Annotated in this window: 24 protein-coding genes; 10 read left to right on the top strand and 14 right to left on the bottom strand. The window is 68.2% G+C overall.

The window, feature by feature from the left end; all coding sequences use genetic code 11:
- Positions 1–58: 58 nt before the first annotated feature.
- On the bottom strand, positions 59–886 hold the full coding sequence (locus tag FOH10_RS33900) for a TetR/AcrR family transcriptional regulator (RefSeq protein WP_143983673.1): 828 nt from the start codon (positions 884–886) through the stop codon (positions 59–61).
- Positions 887–1011: 125 nt separating this feature from the next.
- Here FOH10_RS33900 and FOH10_RS33895 point away from each other — a divergent pair, with 125 nt between their 5' ends.
- Both FOH10_RS33895 and FOH10_RS33890 read left to right on the top strand, forming a co-directional pair.
- Entirely contained in the window at positions 1012–1389 is a 378-nt protein-coding gene (locus FOH10_RS33895; RefSeq protein WP_039817694.1) for a VOC family protein, read from the top strand.
- 14 nt (positions 1390–1403) lie between these two features.
- Positions 1404–1808, top strand: a complete 405-nt coding sequence (locus FOH10_RS33890; RefSeq protein ID WP_143983672.1) for a Cif family virulence factor — start codon at positions 1404–1406, stop codon at positions 1806–1808.
- Here FOH10_RS33890 and FOH10_RS33885 read toward each other — a convergent pair.
- Complete coding sequence (locus FOH10_RS33885; protein ID WP_143983671.1) at positions 1805–2653, bottom strand: SDR family oxidoreductase; 849 nt, start codon at positions 2651–2653, stop codon at positions 1805–1807. The two genes, FOH10_RS33890 and FOH10_RS33885, sit on opposite strands and share 4 nt — an antisense overlap.
- Positions 2654–2750: 97 nt before the next feature.
- On the opposite strand from FOH10_RS33885, the gene FOH10_RS33880 reads away from it, so the two are divergent.
- A complete protein-coding gene (locus FOH10_RS33880; RefSeq protein WP_244961486.1) occupies positions 2751–3155 on the top strand; it encodes a winged helix-turn-helix transcriptional regulator in 405 nt (134 codons plus the stop codon).
- Positions 3156–3175: 20 nt separating this feature from the next.
- On the opposite strand, the gene FOH10_RS33875 is transcribed toward FOH10_RS33880, so the two are convergent.
- Positions 3176–3571 carry a nuclear transport factor 2 family protein gene (locus FOH10_RS33875; RefSeq protein WP_029926265.1) on the bottom strand — a complete coding sequence of 132 codons (396 nt, stop codon included), beginning with the start codon at positions 3569–3571 and terminating at the stop codon, positions 3176–3178.
- 102 nt (positions 3572–3673) lie between these two features.
- The gene (locus FOH10_RS35140) at positions 3674–3820 is read right to left on the bottom strand and encodes a hypothetical protein (protein ID WP_158453126.1); all 147 of its coding nucleotides are present in this window, start codon (positions 3818–3820) and stop codon (positions 3674–3676) included.
- A gap of 252 nt (positions 3821–4072) precedes the next feature.
- On the opposite strand from FOH10_RS35140, the gene FOH10_RS33870 reads away from it, so the two are divergent.
- Positions 4073–4477: a hypothetical protein gene (locus FOH10_RS33870; protein ID WP_143983670.1), complete on the top strand. Its 405-nt coding sequence runs from the start codon at positions 4073–4075 to the stop codon at positions 4475–4477.
- 83 nt (positions 4478–4560) lie between these two features.
- Here the strand turns inward: FOH10_RS33870 and FOH10_RS33865 are convergent, their stop codons facing one another.
- A complete protein-coding gene (locus tag FOH10_RS33865; RefSeq protein WP_221937905.1) occupies positions 4561–5511 on the bottom strand; it encodes a MerR family transcriptional regulator in 951 nt (316 codons plus the stop codon).
- Positions 5512–5594: 83 nt separating this feature from the next.
- On the opposite strand from FOH10_RS33865, the gene acpM reads away from it, so the two are divergent.
- Positions 5595–5876, top strand: coding sequence for a meromycolate extension acyl carrier protein AcpM (acpM, locus tag FOH10_RS33860; RefSeq protein WP_143983669.1), 282 nt, complete (start codon positions 5595–5597; stop codon positions 5874–5876).
- 217 nt (positions 5877–6093) lie between these two features.
- Here acpM and FOH10_RS33855 read toward each other — a convergent pair whose 3' ends face one another.
- From FOH10_RS33855 to lpdA, 3 genes are all read right to left on the bottom strand, one after another.
- On the bottom strand, positions 6094–7692 hold the full coding sequence (locus tag FOH10_RS33855) for an HNH endonuclease signature motif containing protein (RefSeq protein WP_143983668.1): 1599 nt from the start codon (positions 7690–7692) through the stop codon (positions 6094–6096).
- 252 nt (positions 7693–7944) lie between these two features.
- On the bottom strand, positions 7945–8640 hold the full coding sequence (locus tag FOH10_RS33850) for an LmeA family phospholipid-binding protein (RefSeq protein ID WP_143983667.1): 696 nt from the start codon (positions 8638–8640) through the stop codon (positions 7945–7947).
- A gap of 105 nt (positions 8641–8745) precedes the next feature.
- Positions 8746–10149: a dihydrolipoyl dehydrogenase gene (gene lpdA, locus FOH10_RS33845; protein ID WP_143983666.1), complete on the bottom strand. Its 1404-nt coding sequence runs from the start codon at positions 10147–10149 to the stop codon at positions 8746–8748.
- 126 nt (positions 10150–10275) lie between these two features.
- Between lpdA and FOH10_RS33840 the strand changes: the two genes are divergently transcribed.
- Positions 10276–11328: an AraC family transcriptional regulator gene (locus tag FOH10_RS33840; RefSeq protein ID WP_143983665.1), complete on the top strand. Its 1053-nt coding sequence runs from the start codon at positions 10276–10278 to the stop codon at positions 11326–11328.
- Positions 11329–11537: 209 nt separating this feature from the next.
- On the top strand, positions 11538–12584 hold the full coding sequence (locus tag FOH10_RS33835) for an NADP-dependent oxidoreductase (RefSeq protein ID WP_143983664.1): 1047 nt from the start codon (positions 11538–11540) through the stop codon (positions 12582–12584).
- 49 nt (positions 12585–12633) lie between these two features.
- On the opposite strand, the gene FOH10_RS33830 is transcribed toward FOH10_RS33835, so the two are convergent.
- A complete protein-coding gene (locus FOH10_RS33830) occupies positions 12634–13092 on the bottom strand; it encodes a MarR family winged helix-turn-helix transcriptional regulator (RefSeq protein ID WP_039817760.1) in 459 nt (152 codons plus the stop codon).
- A gap of 92 nt (positions 13093–13184) precedes the next feature.
- On the opposite strand from FOH10_RS33830, the gene FOH10_RS33825 reads away from it, so the two are divergent.
- Positions 13185–13514 (top strand): rhodanese-like domain-containing protein, encoded by a 330-nt coding sequence (locus FOH10_RS33825; protein WP_143983663.1) that lies wholly within the window; start codon positions 13185–13187, stop codon positions 13512–13514.
- Between the two features lie 70 nt (positions 13515–13584).
- Here FOH10_RS33825 and FOH10_RS33820 read toward each other — a convergent pair whose 3' ends face one another.
- Both FOH10_RS33820 and FOH10_RS33815 read right to left on the bottom strand, forming a co-directional pair.
- Positions 13585–14406, bottom strand: a complete 822-nt coding sequence (locus FOH10_RS33820) for an ABC transporter permease (RefSeq protein ID WP_143983662.1) — start codon at positions 14404–14406, stop codon at positions 13585–13587.
- Entirely contained in the window at positions 14406–15365 is a 960-nt protein-coding gene (locus tag FOH10_RS33815; protein WP_143983661.1) for an ATP-binding cassette domain-containing protein, read from the bottom strand. The genes FOH10_RS33820 and FOH10_RS33815 overlap by 1 nt, the downstream gene beginning before the upstream one ends.
- Positions 15366–15463: 98 nt before the next feature.
- Here FOH10_RS33815 and FOH10_RS33810 point away from each other — a divergent pair, with 98 nt between their 5' ends.
- Positions 15464–16219 carry a TetR/AcrR family transcriptional regulator gene (locus tag FOH10_RS33810; RefSeq protein ID WP_143983660.1) on the top strand — a complete coding sequence of 252 codons (756 nt, stop codon included), beginning with the start codon at positions 15464–15466 and terminating at the stop codon, positions 16217–16219.
- Between the two features lie 21 nt (positions 16220–16240).
- Here the strand turns inward: FOH10_RS33810 and FOH10_RS33805 are convergent, their stop codons facing one another.
- The gene (locus FOH10_RS33805; RefSeq protein WP_425326120.1) at positions 16241–17242 is read right to left on the bottom strand and encodes a dipeptidase; all 1002 of its coding nucleotides are present in this window, start codon (positions 17240–17242) and stop codon (positions 16241–16243) included.
- Positions 17243–17308: 66 nt separating this feature from the next.
- Between FOH10_RS33805 and FOH10_RS33800 the strand changes: the two genes are divergently transcribed.
- The gene (locus FOH10_RS33800; RefSeq protein ID WP_186000659.1) at positions 17309–19360 is read left to right on the top strand and encodes a prolyl oligopeptidase family serine peptidase; all 2052 of its coding nucleotides are present in this window, start codon (positions 17309–17311) and stop codon (positions 19358–19360) included.
- Here the strand turns inward: FOH10_RS33800 and FOH10_RS33795 are convergent, their stop codons facing one another.
- Together FOH10_RS33795 and FOH10_RS33790 are read right to left on the bottom strand one after the other, a co-directional pair.
- On the bottom strand, positions 19361–20221 hold the full coding sequence (locus FOH10_RS33795) for an alpha/beta hydrolase family protein (RefSeq protein WP_143983659.1): 861 nt from the start codon (positions 20219–20221) through the stop codon (positions 19361–19363).
- A 232-nt stretch (positions 20222–20453) separates the two neighbouring features.
- Complete coding sequence (locus FOH10_RS33790; RefSeq protein ID WP_228808946.1) at positions 20454–21086, bottom strand: TetR/AcrR family transcriptional regulator; 633 nt, start codon at positions 21084–21086, stop codon at positions 20454–20456.
- Between the last annotated feature and the right edge of the window lie 240 nt (positions 21087–21326).

Genomic DNA, 21326 nt, shown 5'->3' with positions numbered 1-21326 from the left:
GCGCCCCGAACAGACATTGCACCGCACACCGCACCGAGCGGCAAGCGGATGTGAGAAGTCAGTCGCTTCGCGCGTTTCCGCGACGGGCGGCACGCCCGTCGGCATCATGCCGAACGGCTCGGCGCTCGGGGTTCTCGATGAGCGCGGCCAGTCCATCCAGCACCCGCGCCAGACCGAATTCGTACGCGTGGTCGGCGCTGTAGGCGGCGTCGTGGGCCTGCCCGGCCGCGGCTCCCACCCGCGCGCCGAGCGGATAGCGTTCGGTGTCGAACACACGCTCGAGCACGGGTGCGGCGCGCTCCCACCACTCGTGGTCGCTCATTCCGCTGTCGGCGGCGGCGGTGCGGGTGTCGATCGCGATGCGCGCCACCGAGTTCACGAAACCGAGCACATGGGTCAGTGCGGAGTCCATCTCCAGATCGGTGAGGCCGAGACCGTCGAAGGCGCTCAGTTCGTGCTCGTACTTGGCCGCCACCCCCGGGCCGAGCGGCGGGCGGGTGGTCGGCACGTAGGCCACCCAGGGGTGGGCGGCGAGCATGTCCCGGTTCTCCGCCGCGATGGCGGAAACCCTTTCCCGCCAGGGCTTTCCGGTGAGGTCGCCACGCGGCATGTGCTGGTAGACCGAGTCGAGCATGAGGTCGAGCAGTTCCGCCTTGCCGGGCACATAGGTGTAGGTGGCCATCGGCGTGAGCCCCAGCGCGGCCGCCACCGAACGCATGGTGAGCGCGCCCAAGCCCTCGGTGTCGGCGATCCGAATGGCCGCCGACACCACCGCGTCCACGGTGGTGCGCTGTTTCGGTCCCCGCGCGGAGCCGCCCCGGCCGGGTTCGCGCCACAGCAGTTCGAGGGTGCGCGCCGGATCGCCCGCACTGCTCCGCTCTCCCATTCCGCGCACCACCTCCACCGGAATCGTATCCCTGTGACACACGTCACGATGCACGCGTCCGGGAATTTCCGTACAAAGTATAGCGTACTAAGTAAAGAGTTATCCGGCACGCCGAGGAGGACCCCATGAAAATCACCGCTTCCGCCATCTCCCTGAATGTGCCGGACCCGCAGGCGTCGGCCCGCTTCCTCATCGACCACTTCGGCTTCACCGAGGAGATGTCGGCCGAGGGGTTCGTCTCACTCAGCCGCCCCGACGCCGGGTTCAACATCATCTACCTGCGCACCGGCCTGTCCACCTTCAAGCCGGAGCGCATCGCGGGCAGCGCGGGCCAAGGGCTGCTGGTGGCCTTCGTCGTCGACGACATCGACGCCGAATACGAACGCGTGCGCGGCGAGGGAGTGGAGATCGTGACACCCATCGAAACCGAGGAGTGGGGTGAGCGCTACTTCCAGACGCTCGACCCCAATGGCATCGTCATCCAACTCGTGCAGTGGGTCTGAACAGAGGAGAGTCCATGACCACCATGCCGGCGCGCAGCGAATTCACCCCCTCCCCCGCGGATGTGGCGGAGATACTGGCCTGGTTCGACCGCTACGACGCCTACGCCCGGGCGCGTGACATCGAAGCCATGGCCGATACCGCCATGTACCCGCTCAACGAGGTCACCGATGGGCGCGCGGAGTCCTGCACTCGCGAGCAGTACGTCGCACAGATGACCGAACAGCTCGGCGACAGCGGCGACATCACCATGGAATCCACGCGCACACCGCATTTCGTGAACGAGAACCTGGTCTTCGTGATCACGGACGCGACCATCACGGTCGGCGACTTCAGCCAGCAGGTGCGCTACGGCGACCTGCTGGTGAAGTGCCGTGACGAGTGGAAGTTCCAGACCATGGTGCAGGGCGGCTGGGCCTAGCCCAGCGCCGCGCGGAACACCTCGACGGCGGGCGTCGAGGTGCGGCCGAGCAGCTTGTGCAGGTCACCGCTGTCGACGTCGAGAATGCCGGTGGCGATACCGGCATCGGCGTCGGCCAGCGCCTGGGCGTAGCCCGCGGGCAGACCGGCCTTTTCGAGCGCGGCCGCGTAGTCCGCCTGCGCCAGGTTCTCGTAGCGCACCGGCTTGCCCGCGGCCGCCGAGATGGCCTGTGCCAGTTCGGCATAGGTGAGCCGCTCGTCGCCGCCCAGTTCGTACACCCGCCCGGCGTGACCGTCGGTGGTGAGCACCTGGGCGGCGGCCTCGGCGTAGTCGGCGCGGGCGGCTCCGGCCACCCGGCCCTCGCCCGCCGCGCCGTGCAGCACACCGGATTCCACCGCGTGCGCCAGGCCGCCGGTGTAGTTCTCCCAATACCAGCCGTTGCGCAGCAGGACGGTCGGCACGGTCGCCGTGGCCAGTACCGCCTCGGTGCCGCGATGCTCCTGCGCGAGGATCAGCTCATTGCGTTCGGCATGCGGAATGCTGGTGTAGGCGAGCAGCTCCACCCCGGCGCGCTCGGCGGCGCGAATCACGTTGGTGTGCTGCTGCACTCGCTTGCCGAACTCGTTGCCCGACACCAGCAGCACCCGGTCCACCCCGGCCAGTGCGGCGTCCAGCGCGGCCGGATCGTCGTACGAGGCGGCACGCACCTGCGCGCCGCGCTCGGCCAGATCGGCCACCTTGGCCGGATCGCGCACCACGGCGACGACCGGTTCTCCCCTGCGCAGCAGCGCCTCGACGACGAGACGACCCAGCTGACCACTGGCTCCGGTGACTGCGACGGTCATGACTACCTCCAAGTTGACGGGAATGAACTACCGTTTCGAGCTGTACTAACTAATAGTAAGTACAGGCTATTCCCGCAATACCGGAAGAGGCGAAAGGATGAGTAATCTCGACCCCATGACCACCCGGCGACCGGACCCCGACCCCACCCTGGAAGCCGACGTCTTCGCGCGAAACTGCGCCTCCCGCCCGGTACTCCAGAACGTGGCCAGCCGCTGGGGCGTCCTCGCACTCGTCGCGCTGCGCGCTGGCCCCTACCGCTTCAGCGCGCTACGCCGCCGCGTCGACGGCATCAGCGAACGGATGCTCTCCCAGACACTGCAGACCCTGGAACGCGACGGCATGATCCACCGCGAGGTCCAGCAGTCCATCCCCCCGCACGTGGAATACACCCTCACCGAACTCGGTGCGACGGTGGCCGAACAGCTCGAGGGCCTCATCCACATCCTGGAATCGAATATCGACCGGATCACGGCCGCCCAGGCCGAGTACCACCGGGAGTGACGCCCGGCCACCGCCACCGCTCACTGCCGCGCGGCCGCCTCCGCCGCGATCTGCTCGAACTGCTCCCCCATGCGCGCGGCGAGGACCTGCGCCCCCGACAGCGGCCGCACCATCACCATGAAGTCGTCGATCCTGCCGTCGGCGTCGAAATGCAGGAAATCGCATCCGGTGATCCGCTTGCCGTCCACGGTCGCCTCGAACACGAACGCGTGATCGCGCCCGTTCCCATCCGCGATCTCCCGCACGTAGCGGAAGTCCTCGAACACCCGCAGCACCGCGCGCAGAATGGCCGCGGTGATCGCCTTGCCCGGATACGGCTTGAACGCCACCGGACTGGTGAACACCACATTGTCGGCCAACAGCGCCTCGATCGCGTCCACATCGCGCGCCTCCACGGCCGCTCGGAAGGGATGCATATCGCCCACCTCTCATACTCAACCAGTTGCATATGAGACGGTAGCGAGGTGCGGGGCGCTGCGCCACGGATTGCCGAGACCCCTCGAATCGGCTGACCGCGGTCAGGACGACGGCCGGCGGATCTCGCGCAGTCCGGCGCTCTCGGCGAACATCACCCGGTCCCACCAGGAGGCCAACGGGCTCGGCTCCGGCCAGACCACCCGATCCTGACGACGGTCGTTGCGGTCCTGTGCGGCGGTATCACTCATCTCGATCCTCCCGATCCCGATCCGGCGCCGCTGCGCCGCCCGTGTGCGTCCACGATCACCCGCCGGGGCGGTGCGCCGCAGGGGCCGAAGGTCCACATCCCGGTACCCGGATGTCACCCGACACCGACCCGCGCCGGTGTCAGTGGCGCTGTCAGCCAGGTGTCGGGCCCGTATCAGTCGCCCCGGCGACAGTAGGTACATCGAACACAGCGACCGGGACACACACCCGGCGAACCGAAGGAGTGCACCACCATGACCGCCACCGTCACCCTCACCGACAACGACCAGGCCACCGTCCGCACCGCCGCCTACGGCGCAGTGGCCCTGATGGCCGCCGCCGGCGCACCGCACAAGGGCATCAGCCACGGCTCCGCCGCCCTGACCTCGGCCACCGGTCTGGTCGGCCACGTACTCGCCGCCAAGTCCCGCGACATCCAACTCCCCGGCAAGACCACGGCCGACCTCGCCGACCAGGTGCTGCCCGCCCTGACCGCGGCCGTCCACCTGCTCGGCGCCCACTCCCCCACCGAGGCCGCCAACTTCCGCGACACCGTCCTGGTCGCCGTGGACGCCGCCGCCAAGGCCGGCAAGCGGGAGCCGGGTCCCGCGGTCGCCGCCATGGGCCGCAAGATCGCGGCGGCCCTCGACGCCGCGTGAACTGCCCGGGTGAGCCGTGCTCGGTTCCGAGCTGAGGCATCCACCCTGGTTTCCGCCAGAAATGAAGGAAGCGCGTCGCGGGTTCACCCACGAACCCGCGACGCGCTCGTTCGAATCCCTCCGGTGGAATGGCCCAACGCCTCGAGCAACCAGTCGTGAGCCTGTCCGACCGTGATCCGAGTTCCGAGGAACTGCGCCGTCAGCGCCCAGTATCGGTGCAGCCGAGGATCGGAAACCGTTGCGCCGAGCAGTTCCTCACGAAATCGCGGCGAATCCTGTTGCCCGCGCGCGTCGGCGTGGACGTGGACGAATCGATCGAGTTCGCGGCCAGGGCGGGGCCGTACACCATCCGCTACGAGCGGCACGACGTCCACCATGACGTCACCCACCGCGGCATAAAGTGCCCGACCGTCGCGGATCCGCTCCGGCCTGTTCCGCCAATACTGCTGGCGCACACCGCTGTTCATACCCGGCGCGGTCACCAGAGCGGCCAGTTCGGCATAGGCGACAACATCGTCGACCGACGGATCGGCTGGCGGCTCCGGAACATTCCAACCCACCCATCCATCGCTGTCACACCGCGGTAGCGGAGCGAGAACGCGCCGCCAGAACCCGACGAGGCGATCGTGTACCGCCCCACCGTCCTGCGCGGCGGCCAACAACGCGAGTCGTTCGGCCCGAGAGGCCGGAGCACCAGCCTCGACGGCCCGCAGTGCCGCCCGCCGCCAGGCCAGCGTCTTCAATTCGACGTCGAGCCGCGCACTTTCGGCAGCGATCACCTCCGCCATCGACCGTTCTTCACGCAGCACACCGGTGATCGCTGCCAACCCGAGCCCGAGCGCTCGCAACCGCCGCACCAGCAGCAGTCGTTCGACAGCACTGTCGGCGTCGAACATCCGATGCCCACCCGGGCTGCGCTGCGCCTCCAGAATTCCTTCGTCGCAATAGAACCGGATCGTTCGCACCGGGAGTCCGACGCGCCGCGCCAGCTCCCCGATACTCACCCGCACGCCGGATTGTGTGTCATCCGCCACAAACAGTTGAACCTCCACCCCACTGGAACTTTTAGCGTACTGGCACCGCCGGATGCATACCGATCACACGCAGGAGAGAACTCATGGCCATCACGCAGAAAGAAATCGTCGCCGGAATCGCGGAGATCGTCGAAGAGGTGACCGGGATCGACGCCGCCGAGGTATCGCTCGGGAAATCCTTCGTCGAGGACTTGGAGATCGACTCGCTGTCGCTGGTGGAGATCGCCGTACAACTGGAGGACAAGTACAGCGTGAAGGTTCCCGACGAAGACCTGGCACGCCTGCGGACCGTGGGCGACGCGGTCGCTTACGTACAGCGCATGGAGGCCGAGCAGTCCGACGACCGGTGCCCCGGTGGGGGGTGATTGGTTAGGGGCTGGTTGCGGCCTTGTCCATGTGTTGCGGTGTCGGGGGTTGTGTCGGTCCGGGGGTGTTGCCGCAGAGATTTCAAGAGATGAATGTGGTGGCGTTGGGTGCCTTACCTGGCTTGCGCTGACGCCGGGTTGGGTGCCGTGCGCGTCTATCCCAGCCCACGGACTGGCTGGGGTTGCGTTTTCGAGACGGGCCTTGTGCCGGTGGAGGTTATTGGCGTAAGTGATCGCCCCGGGACGGGTTCGGCCGGTGGGTGCGGTGGTCTGTCGACGGCCGGTCGTGATGGCCGGTGGGTCGTCGATCGGCTGTTCGGTGGTCGCGGTGACGGGGACCGGGTCGGTCGGGATGGTCGATACCGTGATCGGTCGGGGGCTCGGTGAGCCACTGTTCCGGGTGGTGGTGCAGATTCACCCGAGGAGCACGGGCGGGGTCGATGCGGGTCGGGGGTGCCCACACGACACGACCCGGATACCGGCCACTACCGACACCGCCATTGCCGATGCCGCTGCTGCTCTTGCCGCGTCCGAGGGTGGCCCACCCCGTCGGATCGTCGACATCCTCGGGAATCTGGGCATGGCAGCGATCGCACACCAACGTCAGGTTCTCGATATCGGTACGACCACCCCGCAACCACGGCACCATATGATGCACCGCGCACATCGTCGCGGGAGCCTCACAGCCCGGGCGGGTGCAGCCGCGGTCGGCGGCGATACACGCCAACCGCTGCCACGGCGATGCCAACCGATACTTCCCCCGACCCAAATGCAGCGGGAGTCCTTTGCCGTCGAACAGCATCAACAACGGATAGCTGCCCTCGGCCATCCGCAACGCGTCGGGGATCGACATCACCGAGCCTGATGCGGTGTGGGCGTATCCGGTTCCGGCGTGCAGGTCGGTGAGACTCATCGTCAACACCACCGACACCGGCACACCCCGATGCGATCCCAGGTTCTCCGGACCGCCTCCGGCGGCGAGGAACGCTTTGAGCGCGTCGTGGTTACGCTGCCCGGCACTACGCCGATCCCGCCGCGCCGCCGCCTCCACCGCATCCTTGTCGACGGCTGCGGGTCCCATGCGGGGGCTGTCGGGATCCTCGGGATTGCACATGCCCGGACGCGCCCACTTGGCCAAGACGACATCCAACAGGGCACGCAGCTGCGGATCGAGCACGCCTTTGATCTCGCTCATGCCGTCGACGCGTTGCTTGCCGAGCCAGAGCTCGCGGCGGCGGGCGCGGTCGTCGTCGTTGGTGAGGCCCCCGTCCGGGTCCAGACAGGTGAGCAGCACGTGCCCGACCTTGGTCACGTACTCCGGCGGCATCTGGCTCGCCGCGTGGGCGAGGTGCTGCTCGGCCTCGGCCTGCGTCTCGACGGGCACCGCGTTGGGGATACGATCCATCACCCGCATGATCACCCGGGCGTGCTCGGGCGAGATCGCGCCCTCGGCCTGCAACGCCGCGGTGGTCGGCAACAACGCCGGAGCGGGTTCCCCGCAGAACGACCGCGGCCGCAACGACGCCGATGCTCGTACCCGCGCTCCGGCCTCGGCGGCCGACAACCGCAGCACATCGATCAGATACCCGCGCATGCCCTTGGCTCCGGCACGTTCCCACAGATGCCGGGATTCGACTTCGGCGATCATGCGGTGCGACAGTGCCGCCATCCGACAGCGAACGGATTCCACTTCCCGCATGACGTCCACGAGAGCGGTGTCGGACAGTCCGGTGAGATCGGTCGCGAGCAGGGTGTCCATCGCCGCCGCCAGACCGGCTGCGGTATCACCGCCTCGCGTTTCCCCCTCCGGAATCATGCATTCATTCTATCGCGAATTCCATTGCGGCAGAAGTGAAAACAGCATCTGACCTGCACGTCTTCACATTTGGGCTCGTACTCGCACGGTTCAGATCTCCGGCGCGACACCCCGCCGTGGCCTCCGCAACGGCAAGCATTCTCGATACTTCCGGTGGAGTCGAAAGGCCGAAATCGTCAAAGACAGAAATAGTCGAGGACAATGGGACCCCATGGCTGGCTGCGTACAGTCGAACGGGGGACGGTTCCGCGCTCACGGTAGGTCGGAGAAACGGACGTCGTGGGCTACAGCGGTGACCTGGAGGCCGTCGGTGCTGGGCTGGATGTCGGTCAGGCGGGCACCTAGCGGTAGCCGTTGCAGGGGAACGGTGAAGGCGAGGGAGTTGCGGAGGAGGGCGAGGGGGATGGTGAGGCCGCCGGTGGCGGGTTGGACCGATACCGGGGTGACCTCGATGCCGTCGGCGGTCGGCTCGACGGTGACGATGAGGGTCGCGGGGACCGGGATGCCTTCCACCGAGAAGGTTCCGGTGACGCGCAGGCCCTCCGGGCTGTGGGAGATCGTCTCCACTCCGGACGGGGCGTAATCGCGCACGATGTCGTAGGGGACCAGGGCGGTGGCGGTCGCCGTCGCCGCGACCAGATTCGAGGTGCGGTTGCCGAGCAGGTCGCGCAGGGGAGCCGAGACATCGTTCAGCCTCACCTCGAGGTCGCGCACGTGGATGTCCTGGTCGTGCCAGTCGCCGACCTGGATGTCGATCTCGCGGTAGCGCCCGTCGACCGCCTGGGTCAGGAACGGAAACCCGCCAATCTCCACCCGGGGCCGCTGCGGGAGTTCGTATTCGCTGGCGATCGCGCGCCCGATCTCGTTCTGCGCCAGCGTCACCGCGACCCGGTCGCCGATGATCAGCGCGATCGCCAGCACGACGATCAGTGTCAGCAATGCGCGCATACGCTCACCCGTCCGGCCATCCCACCATCATGCCCGTTCCCGGCACGGAAAACGGCCCGGTGCCCGGCGGGTTCGCCGGGCACCGGGCCGTTGCTCGTCGCGCGATCAGAAGTTGATCATGTGTCCCGCGAGGCCGTGGATGGCCTCCTGGAGCGCCTCGCTCAACGTCGGGTGGGTGTGCACGTTGCGGGCGAGTTCGTTGACCGTGAGGTCCCACTTCTGGGCCAGGGTCAGTTCCGGCAGCAGCTCCGAGACGTCGGGGCCGATGAGGTGGCCGCCGATGAGTTCGCCGTACTTGGCGTCGGAGATGAGCTTGACGAAGCCCTGGGCGTCGCCGAGGCCGTGGGCCTTGCCGTTGGCGGTGAAGGGGAAGGTGGCGACCTTGACGTCGTAGCCCTCGTCCTTGGCCTGCTGCTCGGTCAGACCGAAGGAGGCGACCTGAGGCTGGCAGAAGGTGGCGCGCGGCATCATGCGGTAGTCGCCCAGCGGCATGGTCTCGGCGCCGCCGATGGTCTCGGCGGCGACCACGCCCTGCGCCTCGGCGACATGCGCGAGCTGGAGCTTGGCGGTGACGTCACCGATGGCGTAGATGTGCGGCACATTGGTGCGCATGTACTCGTCGATGGCGATGGCGCCGCGGTCGGTCAGCTGCACGCCGGTGGTCTCCAGGCCGTAGCCCTCCACGCGCGGCGCGAAACCGACGGCCTGCAGCACCTTGTCGACGGTGACGGTCTCGACACTGCCGGACTTGTTGTCCTTGATGGAGACGGTGACCTTGGAGCCGTCGTCGTCGATGGACTGCACCGACGCGCCGGTGGTGATGGTGATGCCGAGCTTCTTGTACGCCTTCGTGATCTCCTTGGAGACGTCGGCGTCCTCGTTCGGCAGCGCGCGGTCGAGGAACTCCACGATGCGCACGTCCACGCCGTAGTTCTTGAGGACGTAGCCGAACTCCATGCCGATCGCGCCCGCGCCGACGATGAGGATCGAACCGGGCAGGTCGCGGGTGAGGATCTGCTCCTCGTAGGTGACCACGTTCTGTGACACCGAGGTGCCCGGCAGCAGCTTGGTGACCGTGCCGGTGGCGATGATGACGTTGTCGAAGGTGATGTTCTCCGAGCCGCCCTTGGTGAGCGCGACCTGGAGAGAGTTCGGGCCGGTGAAGGTGCCCAGACCGTCGAACTCGTCGATCTTGTTCTTCTTCATCAGGAAGTGGACGCCCTTGACCCGGCCGTCCGCCACCTTGCGGCTGCGATCGAAGGCGGCGCCGAAATCGAACTTCGCCTCCCCGCTGATGCCGAAGGTCTTGGCCTCCTTGGTGAAGATATGGGCCAGCTCCGCGTTACGCAGCAGCGCCTTGGACGGGATGCAGCCCACGTTCAGGCACACGCCACCCCAGTATTTCTGCTCGACGATCGCTGTTCGCAGGCCGAGTTGAGCGGCGCGGATCGCGGCGACGTATCCGCCGGGACCAGCGCCGAGAACGACGACATCGTAGTGGGAAGTCACGGCTTCGAGCCTAACTCCGTTGGCCCGAGCGCACGCACCCGATCCCCCTCTACGGTGAGATCTCGCACACACTGTTCCCGCGGCGGTGTGGCGCGAGCCGTCGGGCCGCGACCGGACAAATCCCCCATGCGGCAGACTGGACGGGTGGTCAAGGACGGACGAGCGCTCGATCCGATCGACGGGACGACGTCCAGCCACCTGCTCCGCCTGGTGCGCGACAGCGCACTGCGCCTGGGCGCCGATCCGGCCCGGGTCGCCGCGATACCCGGGACCGCGGACAGCGTGCTCGCCGGGGAACTGAACCGGATACCGCTGGACTCACTGCTTCGGCTGTGGTCGCTCATCGCCGAGACGGGGCCGGGAGCCGGACTCGCCGTCGCCGCGGCCGCACCGCTGGGGACCCTCACCACCTGGGACTATCTCGTCACCTCGGGTCCGACACTGGCCGATTCGCTGCACGCCGCGCAGCCGTACCACCGCCTGGTCACCGCCGCGGCGGAGGGTTTCGACCTGACACACGACCGGGATCTCACCGTCGGCTATCGCACCACCGCCACCGACCCGGAGGTGTCCGCCGTGGTCAACGAGTACGTGCTCGCCTACTACCTGCGCCGCGCGCGGGAGACCACCGGACGCCACATCATTCCGACCCGCGTCACATTCGGGCATCCCGCGCCGCCCGCACACTCCGCACTGATCGACGCTTTCGGCACCGCCGCCATCGAATTCGACGCTCCCGCCGACAGCATCACCTTCCGCGCCGAGGACGCCGAAACCCCGCTGCCCCGCGCCGATCCGATGCTCAGCGAATTGCTGCGCAGCCACGCCGATCTCGTCCTGGCCTCCGCGCGTGCGATTCCCGGACCGCTCGAGGCGTTCCGTACGGCGCTCACGGCGGCCGTCGCCGCGGGCGAACCGACCCTGGCGGCGGTGGCCCGCCGCCTCGCCATGAGCACCCGCACCCTGCAACGACACCTGGCCGACCACGACACCACCTGGCGCGCGGAGTACGACCGAGCCCGCTACGAGCAGGCCCGCGCCCTGCTCGCGGAGGACCGCCTGTCGATGGCCGCCATCGCCCGCCGCCTGGGGTTCACCGACGACCGCGCACTGCGAAAAGCCATGCGCCGGTGGACGGGAGGCACCGGCTCACAGCTCCGCTCCGAGATGGCGGGGTGACCCGCCGAATACGGCCGACGGGGTGACCTGCGCGCGGCAGCACGGCGCGAACGGACACGGTGCGTACTCCGCGAGCAGGCGGCACGGACCTGGCGCGCTCGGACCGGCCGCTGGCGCGGCGGGACCTGGGAGCGGGGGCGCGGCGTTCGTAATGTCATCGGCACCGGCTCGGGAGATACCCGCCGACGATACGAAAAGGTCAGTGCGCCATGACTGTTCAGTCCACCACCGCGGCCCGGTCGGCCACCGGAACCACGCCCGCCACCACCCGCGAGATCCATCTGGCGGCCCGACCCGACGGCGTGCCGACCGCCGCGAACTTCACCCTCGTGGAGCGCGAACTCCCACCCCTCGCCGACGGCCAGCTCCTGGTACGCAATACCTGGATGTCGGTCGACCCGTACATGCGCGGGCGGATGGACGACAAGCCGTCCTACATCGCACCGTTCGAAGTCGGTGCGGCCCTGGAGGGTTCGGCGGTCGGCGAAGTGATCGCCTCGCGCGCCGCGGATTTCCCGGTCGGGACGGCCGTCACCCATTTCGCGGGCTGGCGGGAGCACGCGGTGCTGGATGCCGCCGCGGCCACCCCGATCGACCTGTCGATCGCGCGACCGCACCACTACCTCGGTGCGCTCGGCACCACCGGACTCACCGCCTACGCGGCCCTCACCGAGGTGGCTCCGGTGCGCCCCGGCGATACCGTGTTCATCTCGGCCGCCGCGGGCGCGGTTGGCAGCGTAGCGGCCCAGCTGGCCCGCGAACTCGGTGCGAGCCGGGTGATCGGCTCGGCGGGCGGTTCCGCGAAAACCCGGCTGCTGCTGGAGGAATTCGGAGTCGACGCGGCCATCGACTACCGGGCCGGAGATCTCGCCGGACCGCTTGCCGAGGCGGCTCCGGACGGTATCGACGTGTATCTCGACAGCGTGGGCGGCGAGCACCTCCGGGTGGCGGTGGCGGCCATGCGTCCCGGTGGCCGGGTCGCGCTGGTCGGTGCCATCAGCGGCTACAACGGCGGGGTCACGGCATCCGGTCCGGACCTGTTCCTGGCCGCCACCCGGGAGATCACATTGCGCGGCATGCTGGTGAACAGCTACTTCCCGATCTTCGGGGAATACATCGCCAAGGCCGCCGCCTGGCTCGCAAACGGCACCCTGCGCACCCGCGAAACGGTGTACGAGGGATTGGACCAGGCGCCCGCCGCTTTCCTCGGCGTGCTGTCCGGTGCCAATACCGGGAAGATGCTGGTTCGGCTCTGAACGAACCGGCCGCCGGGCCGAGGTCGCGGCCACGGCCGGCACCGAAGGACTAACCGAAATCGAGGTCCGCGGGGCCGAGCACCTTGCGCAGCGCGGAGGTGAGCGCGTCGAGTTCGTCCGGCTCCAGGCGCTCACCCAGGCGGCGTTCGATGCCGCCGAGGTAGTGCGGTGCGGCGGCGCGCACCCGCTCGCGGCCCCGGTCGGTGATGGAGACGAAGGCGGAGCGGCCGTCGTCCGGGTTGGTGTCGCGGCGGACCAGGCCGTGCGTCTCCAGTTCGGTGACCAGTCGGCTCACCCGGGTGCGGCTGAGCACGACGCGCTCGCCCAGATCGCTCATGCGCAGCCGTTCGACGCCGTCGAGTTCGAGCAGCACGTCGTACCAGTTCAGTGGCAGCCCAACGGTTGTGCGTAGTTCCGCGTCCAGCTCGGGGACGAGGGTGGCGTGCACCCGCAGCAGCGCCGACCAAGCGGCCGCGGCCGGGCGGGGGGTGGGCTGTGAGTGTGGCACCGCCCCAGCGTACCGGGTTGCGTGCGTGCGCACACAAATAGTAGCGTGCACACGCACATAAAAATGTGTGTGAGAAGAATCGAGGTTGCCCCATGACCGCACTCATCACCCGCGAGGAACTCGAGCAGGAGATCGCCGCGGGCACCGTCACCGTGATCGACGCGCTCGGCGGCGAGTACTACGCCAAGGCGCACCTGCCGGGCGCGATCGCGCTCGTCGAGGCCGAGGTGGATGCCGAAGCCGCACGCCTGCTTCCGGATCGCGACGCCGCCATCGTGACCTACTGTTCCAATCCGGCCTGCCAGAACAGCCAGGCCGTCGCCAGCAAGCTGGAGGCGCTGGGCTACACCAATGTCCGCAAATACCGCGAGGGCATTCAGGACTGGACGGACGCGGGCCTGACCGTGGAGTCCGCGCGCTGATCCGGACGCGGCCGGTGCGTCACCGCGAGGCGACGCACCGGCCGTCGAATACCGCTCGGCCGCAGGGGCTTCAGCGGCTGAGCCGCTGGAAGCGCCGCACCGCGAGCGGCAGGAAGATCGCGGTGAGCACCAGCGGCCAGACCAGCGCCATCAGCGCGGCGTGCTGCTCCACCCAGGAATCCCCGCTGCCCACGGGGGTGCCGAACAGCTCGCGGGTCGCCGCCGCCGTCGAGGAGATGGGATTCCACGCCGCGATCGTGCCGAGCCAGGACGGCATCAGCTGCGGGGCGACGAAGATGCTCGAAATCATGGTGAGTGGGAAGACGACCGCGAACAGACCGCCCGCCGCCTCCGGATTCGGCACCATCAATCCCAGCCACACGCCCACCCAGATGAGCGCGAAGCGCAGCCACAGCAGCAGCGCGAACGCCGCCACCACACCGAGCAATCCACCGGTGGGCCGCCAGCCGATGGCGAAGGCGGTCAGCATGAGAATGCCCAATTCGGCGCAGGCGACGAGCAGATCGGTGACACCGCGCCCGGAGACCACCGCCGAGACGGACATGGGCATGGACCGGAACCGGTCGATCACCCCCTTGGTGGCGTCGTAGACCACCACGGTCGCGGTGTTCACGAAGCTGAAGGCCATGGTCATGGTGAACATGCCCGGCATCAGGAAGCTGCGGTAGTCGCCTCCGCCCGGCACCACCATGGCACTGCCGAACACATAGCCGTACAGCAGCACCGAGACGATCGGAAAGCCCAGCTGCCAAGCGATGTTCACCGGCTGGCGCTGATAGTGGGTCAACCCGCGGCGCACGATGTTCCAGCAGTCGGCCACCGCCCAGTAGGTGCGCGAACGGTGCTCGGGGGTCAGATCGACGGCGCTCATCAGGCGGCCTCCTCGGTAGCGGTGCGGTGACCGGTGAGATGTAGGAAGACATCGTCGAGACTGGGGCGGCGCAGTCCGATGTCCTCGACGGCGATGCCCTCGTCCTGCAGGGCGCGCGCCACCTCGGTGAGCGCGGCGACCCGGTCGGCCACGGGCGCGTGCACGCGGCGCTCGACCTCCACGGTCTCCGGTTCGGTATCGCTCACGCGGGCAACGACCTTCGCCACCAGGGGCAGATCGGCGACTTCCAGCGCCACCACCTCGATGAGGTCGCCGCCCACGATGTTCTTCAATCCGTCGGGGGTGTCGTCGGCGATGGCCCGCCCCTGATCGATGACGGTGATGTGGGAGGCGAGCCGATCCGCCTCCTCCAGATACTGCGTGGTGAGCAGGACGGTGGTGCCGTCGGCGACCAACGCGCGCACCGATTCCCACACCTCGTTGCGACTGCGCGGATCGAGCCCGGTGGTCGGCTCGTCGAGGAAGAGCACGTCCGGCGCGAGGATCATGGACGCCGCCAGGTCGAGACGGCGACGCATGCCGCCGCTGTACTTGCCGACGCCGCGGTCGGCGGCGTCGGTGAGGTCGAAACGCTCCAGCAGTTCCCGCGCCCGCAACCGCGCTCGCCGCCCGCCCAGATGGAACAGCCGACCGAACATCTCGAGGTTCTGCTGCCCGGTGAGCACCTCGTCCACGGCGGCGTACTGGCCGGTGAGCCCGATGCGCGCCCGCACCTCCCGGGGCTGGCGGGCCACATCGAACCCGGCCACCCGCGCCTGCCCGCCGTCCAGCCGCAGCAGGGTGGACAGGATGCGCACGGCCGTGGTCTTGCCCGCGCCGTTCGGCCCCAGCAGGCCGTGCACCGTGCCCGCGCGGACCGTCAGATCGAATCCGTCGAGTGCGTTCTTCGCTCCATATCTCTTGGTCAACCCCTCGGCCAGTACCGCATAGTCGGCCACCGTCGTCCTCCGCTATCACTCGGAATTAAACCGGGTACATCGTACCCCATTTCGAGTACAACGTACCCAGTTTTTCCCGGACCGCTACGCTCGAGACCATGAGCAGCACCGAGACCAGTGGCAGCGGTGATCTCGCACGGACTCTCGAGCTCCTGTGGAACACCGGCCCACGCCCCAGCCGCGGCCCCAAACCCGGACTCACCCTGGACCGCATCGTCGAGGCCGCCATCCACGTCGCCGACGCCGAGGGCCTGGACGCGGTCACCATGCGCCGGGTGGCCACGGAACTGGGCACCGGCACCATGACGCTCTACCGCTACCTGCCCGGCAAGGCCGAACTGCTCGATCTCATGCTCGACCGCGTGCAGGACCCCCAGTTCGACGGACTACCGGAACCGGAGGCGGGCTGGCGTGCGGCCCTGGAAGCCGTGGCGTACTCGACACTCGCCCTGTATCAACGGCATCCGTGGCTGATCCAGGTCAACCAGAGCCGACCGGTCATGGGACCGAGCGCCGTGGAGGGCATGGAGCGCATCCTCGCCCGGATCAAACCCATGGGACTGCCCGACCGCGAACTCATCTCCGTGGTGCTGCTGATCGACAACTATGTGGTCGGCGCCGCGCGCACCCAGCTGTACGCGCAGGAGGCCGAACTCCGCACCGGCATGACCGATCTCGAATTCTGGGAGGCCCAGGCACCGGCACTGAACCAGGCCATGGCGACCGGACGCTATCCGATCCTGGCGGGAATGGGCGACAACACCTTCGATCCGAGTTACGACCACTTCGGCTGGGGATTGCAGCGGGTGCTCGACGGGCTCGAACGGACGGTCGTCGGCGATCGACCCGAGTGAGACCGGCTCGGCCGCCGCGCCTCAGCGCCGCCACACCTGCCGCGCCACCCGGGCGAAGTTGTCGCGGTACACCGCCGCGATCTCGGCTTCGGTGAACCCGCGGCCGGCCAGCACCGTATCCAACCCGGGAACCTCGTTCTCTCCCAACAGATCTTCCGGCGGGGTCCACTGCAACGGACCCCAGCGCGTGTAATCCTCGGAGAAATTCCCCGGATTCGCGGCGATCTCGGCATTGAACTGGGCACCATCGAAGGAGAAGTCGGAGCCGATGCCGATGTGCTCGATACCGACCAGCTCCGCACCGTAGACGATGTGATCGGCCATGGCTTCGACGCGCGCGGCCCTACCCTCGGGCTTGTTGCGCCCCAGGAAGATTCCCACCCCGTTGATGCCGATCACACCGCCGGTCTCCGCGCACGCACGCGCCTGATCGTCGGTGATATTGCGCGGATGCGCCCACAGTGCCGCGAAATTCGAGTGACTGTAGATCATCGGAACGCTGGTGGTCGCGGCGATGTCCAATCCGGTGCGGACCGAACAATGTGAGCCGTCGGCGAATACGCCCACCTCATTGAGCGTGCGCACCAGATCGCGGCCGTACGCGGTGAGCCCGGTGTCCTCGGTATCGAGGCAACCGCAGCCCGCCGCATTGGCATGGTTGTAGGTGGGCAGCAGGGAGCGGACCCCCAGGTCGTGGAAGACCGCGACATTGTCCAGGTCACCGCCGAGCGGGCCGGAGTCCTCCAGATCGAAGGCCAGCGCGATCACCCCGTCGGCCAGGGTGTCGGCGAACGACTCCACCAGGCGGAACCACGGCTCCGCCGCGGCGTCGCGGCGGAACTGCCGCACCAACGCCAGCGCGTCCGCCGTGGAGTGCGGCGCGTACCCGACATTGACCGACAGATAGCTGCCGACCGGATACCGCGTCAGCTCGAGGATGTCGGCGCTGGGCAGCAGCGGCAGGCAGCAGTGCTGCTCCCACGGTGCGGGTCGCATCCACGCCTCCTCGACAGCAATCGGCATCCGTCCGGCAATCCTACTGAGCAGGGTTCCCCGTCACACCGATGCGCCCTCGGCAACAATGGGGCCATGAGCGGTGTTGACGAGAGCGTGACGGATCCTTACCTGTGGCTCGAAGAGGTCACCAGCGATCGCGCATTGGACTGGGCGCGGGAACGCAATGACGTGGTGGTCGAGACCTTCGCCTCGTCGGACCGCTTCACCGAACTGGAGTCGCGCATTCTCGCCATGCTCGACACCGACACCCGCATCGCCTACCCCGGACGGCGCGGGCGCTGGCTGTACAACTTCTGGCGCGATGCCGAACACCCCAAGGGCCTGTGGCGGCGCACCACCTTCGCCGAATACGCCAAGGAGGAGCCCGCCTGGGAGGTGCTGATCGATCTCGACGCCCTGGCCGCCGCCGAGGACGAGAACTGGGTGTGGGGCGGCGCGGCCGTGCTGCGTCCGGAGCAGCAGCGGGCGCTGATCAGCCTGTCGCGCGGCGGTGCTGACGCCAAGGTGGTCCGCGAATTCGCGATCGAGACAAAGGAATTCATCGCACCCGAGGACGGCGGCTTCTATCTGCCCGAGGCCAAGTCCGAGATCCGGTGGATCGATATCGACACCGTGTACGTGGGCACCGACTTCGGGCCCGGCTCGCTCACCGACTCCGGCTATCCGCGCATCGCCAAGCGCTGGCGGCGCGGCACGCCCCTGGCGGAGGCGGTCACCGTCTTCGAGGGCGAGCCATCGGATGTGGCGGTATCCGCCGGCTACGACCGGACCCCCGGCTACGAACGGCATTTCGTCGGCCGCGCCACCGACTTCTTCAACGAAGAGGTGTACCTGCTCGAGGACGGCGATACGCTGCGGCGGCTCGAGCTGCCCACCGACTCCTCGGAATCCTGGTACCGGGACTGGCTGCTGGTCCGGCTCAAGTCACCGTGGGAGGTCGGCGGCCGGGAGTATCCGGCGGGGGCGCTGCTGGCCACCGATTTCGAGGACTTCCTCGGCGGCGCACGCGATTTCGAAGTGATCTTCGAACCCGACGCGCACACCGCGCTGCACGGCTACGGCTGGACCGAGAACCATCTGCTGCTCATCACGCTCGAGGATGTGCAGACCAAGCTCTACGTGGTCACGCCCGGCGCGGACGGCTGGGTGCGCGAACCGCTCGCCGACGCCCCGCGCATGGCCACCACCAGCGTCATGAATCTGGACCCGCTCGAGGGCGGCGACGAATTCATGCTCACCACCAGCGGTTTCACCACACCCACCACCCTGCTCTCCGGCTCCGTCGGCGGGCCGACCGCACTGCTCAAGAAGGAGCCCGAGTTCTTCGACGCCGCGGGTGTGGAGACCGAGCAGTACTTCGCGCGCTCCGACGACGGCACCATGATCCCGTATTTCGTCATCCGCCACCGTGATCGGATCGGTCGGCCCGGCCCGACCATCATGTCCGGGTACGGCGGATTCGAGGTCTCGCGCACGCCCGCCTACAGCGGCGCGTCCGGTATGGGCTGGCTGGAGCGCGGCGGCACCTGGGTGATGACCAATATCCGCGGCGGCGGCGAATACGGGCCGCAATGGCATACGGCGGTGCAGAAGGCCAACCGGCACAAGGTGTACGAGGATTTCTCGTCGGTGGCCAAGGACCTGGTCGCCCGCGGCATCACCACCCACGACCGGTTGGGCGCGGTGGGTGGCAGCAATGGCGGCCTGCTCATGGGCGTCATGCTCACCCGGTACCCGGAACTGTTCGGGGCCATCGTCTGTCAGGTGCCCCTGCTGGATATGCGGCGCTATCACCTGCTGCTGGCCGGTGCTTCCTGGATCGCGGAATACGGTGACCCAGACAAGCCGGAGGAGTGGCAGTACATCAGCGAGTACTCGCCCTACCAGAACACCCGGGCGGACGCGCCCTACCCGCCGATCCTGCTCACCACCTCCACGCGCGACGACCGGGTGCATCCGGGGCACGCACGAAAGATGGCGGCCCTCTTGGAATCCCAGGGCCATCCCGTCTGGTACCACGAGAATATCGAGGGCGGGCACGGCGGCGCCGCCGACAACAAACAGTCGGCGTTCCAGGCCGCGCTCATCTTCGAATTCTTCACCCAGCGACTCATGGGGAACTGATCAGCGGTCGCGCAACCATTTCTCGATGTAGTCGACCGTGCCGCGCGAATCCGGAATCCAGCCGTTGTGCCCCAGCGATTCCGGATTGTGCCACCGGGTGATGTCCGCGCCCGACAGCTTCTCCAGCAGATGCGCGGCCGAGCCGCGGGGGGTGAGATCGTCACCGGTCATGGTGATGGACAGCACCGGCAGTTTCAGCCGCGCGATGCGCTCCTCGTAGTCGATGTCCGCACCGGCTGGTTCGAATCTGCCGGTGCGGGCCAAGCGCGCCCAGTCGGAGATGAGCACCTTCGATTGGCGGCCGAAACCGCCCGCGGTGATCCGGTCCCCGGGCCAGAAACCGGCGAGATTCGCGGTCAGTGAGACCGCGGCGCTGCCGAGCAGCAATCCGGTGGAGGCCAGGCCGCCGTAACCGCGGTGGTAGGGGGTGCCGGAGGCGATCAGAATCAATCCGCCCAGCCGACCCCGGATCCGGGACGCGTACAGCACGCCCAATTGCCCACCGAGGCTGTGCCCCAGCAGATATGGGGTCGAACGTGGGAACCGCTCTCGCACCACCTCGAACATGGCCGGGAAATCCACGGAGACGAGTTCCTGATATCCGTAGGTACTCGACGGACTCGGTTTCGGGCGGCTGTCGCCGTTCCCACGCAATTCCAGAATGGCGGCGTCGAATCCCCGGCTCGCGACATCCTTCGCGAAGAACTCGTAGTAGGCGGCCGGTACCCCGAGCCCCGGCGCGATCACCACCACCGGACGCGGGGTGTCCGGCGTGATCGCATGCCGGTGTGCACCGTGCGCGGGCACCAATCGGACCGGCACGGTGGTTCCGTCCGGCATCTGGATCGGCACAGTCTCCATACGCGCACGCTACCGCTCCACCGCGGATTCGTGTCCACGACGCCGCGCCCTGTGCCCGCCGACGCCGGACGCTCCATGCCCGGCGGGGCCGCACGGCCCCATGCCCGCCGATGCCGCACGCCCCCATGCCCGGAGGGGCGGCGCGCATCCGGATGCCGGTGTTGGTCTTCTCGGTGGCGTGCCCCACGCCCGCCGGGGCGCGGCCCCACGGCGGGGCGAGCGTGGAGTGGGATCAGGCGCTGACCGCGCCCATGATGATGCGGCGCAGCACGCGGATGACGTCGTCCAGCGGCTGGCGGGGGTCGGAGCCGCTCCACGCGTCCACCACGTAGTTGACGGCGCCGATAATGGCCAGAACGCGCATTTCGTAGTCGCCGGGCGGGATTTCGCCGTGCATGGCGGCATCCTCCGCGGCGCTGGCGAGTAGCGCTCCCCAGGCGCGGCGCAGCTCCAGCCGGAACTTCTCGACCTTGGGGCCCGCGCCGACCACCTCGACCAGCGAGACCCGCGCCTTGCGGGGGTCTCGGCCGATGGACTCGATATAGGCGCGTACGGCGGCGTCGATGATCTCGATCGCGCTGGCGTCCGCGTGGTCGGCGATGGTGGCCGCCACGGCTTCCCGCGATTCCCGGTCGATCTGTTCGTAGAGTTCGAGCAGCAGCGATTCGCGCCCCGTGAACTCCTCGTAGAACTGCCGAGAGGAGAGACCGGCGTCCTTGCAGATGGCACCGACGGAGCTGTTGGCGTACCCGTCCCGCGCGAATACCGTCAGCCCGGACTCCAGAAAACGCGCACGTCGCTGCCGCTGCCGGTCTTCTACGGGCTGCCCGGCGTACATTCTTCCCGCGTTCGTTTCCTGAGACATTGCGCCAGACAATACCGAAGGGGCCGATCCCCTCGTCATGGATCGGCCCCTTCGTTTGCACCTTCGACATACCGCGCGATTGCCGAAAGTTGGCTCAGTGCATCGGAGCAGTGCGACCAGCCCAACGGCAGTCGGGAATTGGCAGGGGAACTGCCGGGGTTCGTCGCCCGAGCCCGGGGGGAGGCCCGGCCGCCGTGTCGCGTTGGCCCGATGATCACTGATCATTTGCCGTTCCACACG

It is taken from the genome of Nocardia otitidiscaviarum (assembly GCF_007362295.1).
In the GTDB taxonomy this organism is placed as follows: Bacteria; Actinomycetota; Actinomycetes; order Mycobacteriales; family Mycobacteriaceae; genus Nocardia; species Nocardia otitidiscaviarum.
This window is presented reverse-complemented; position numbering and strand designations above follow the sequence as displayed.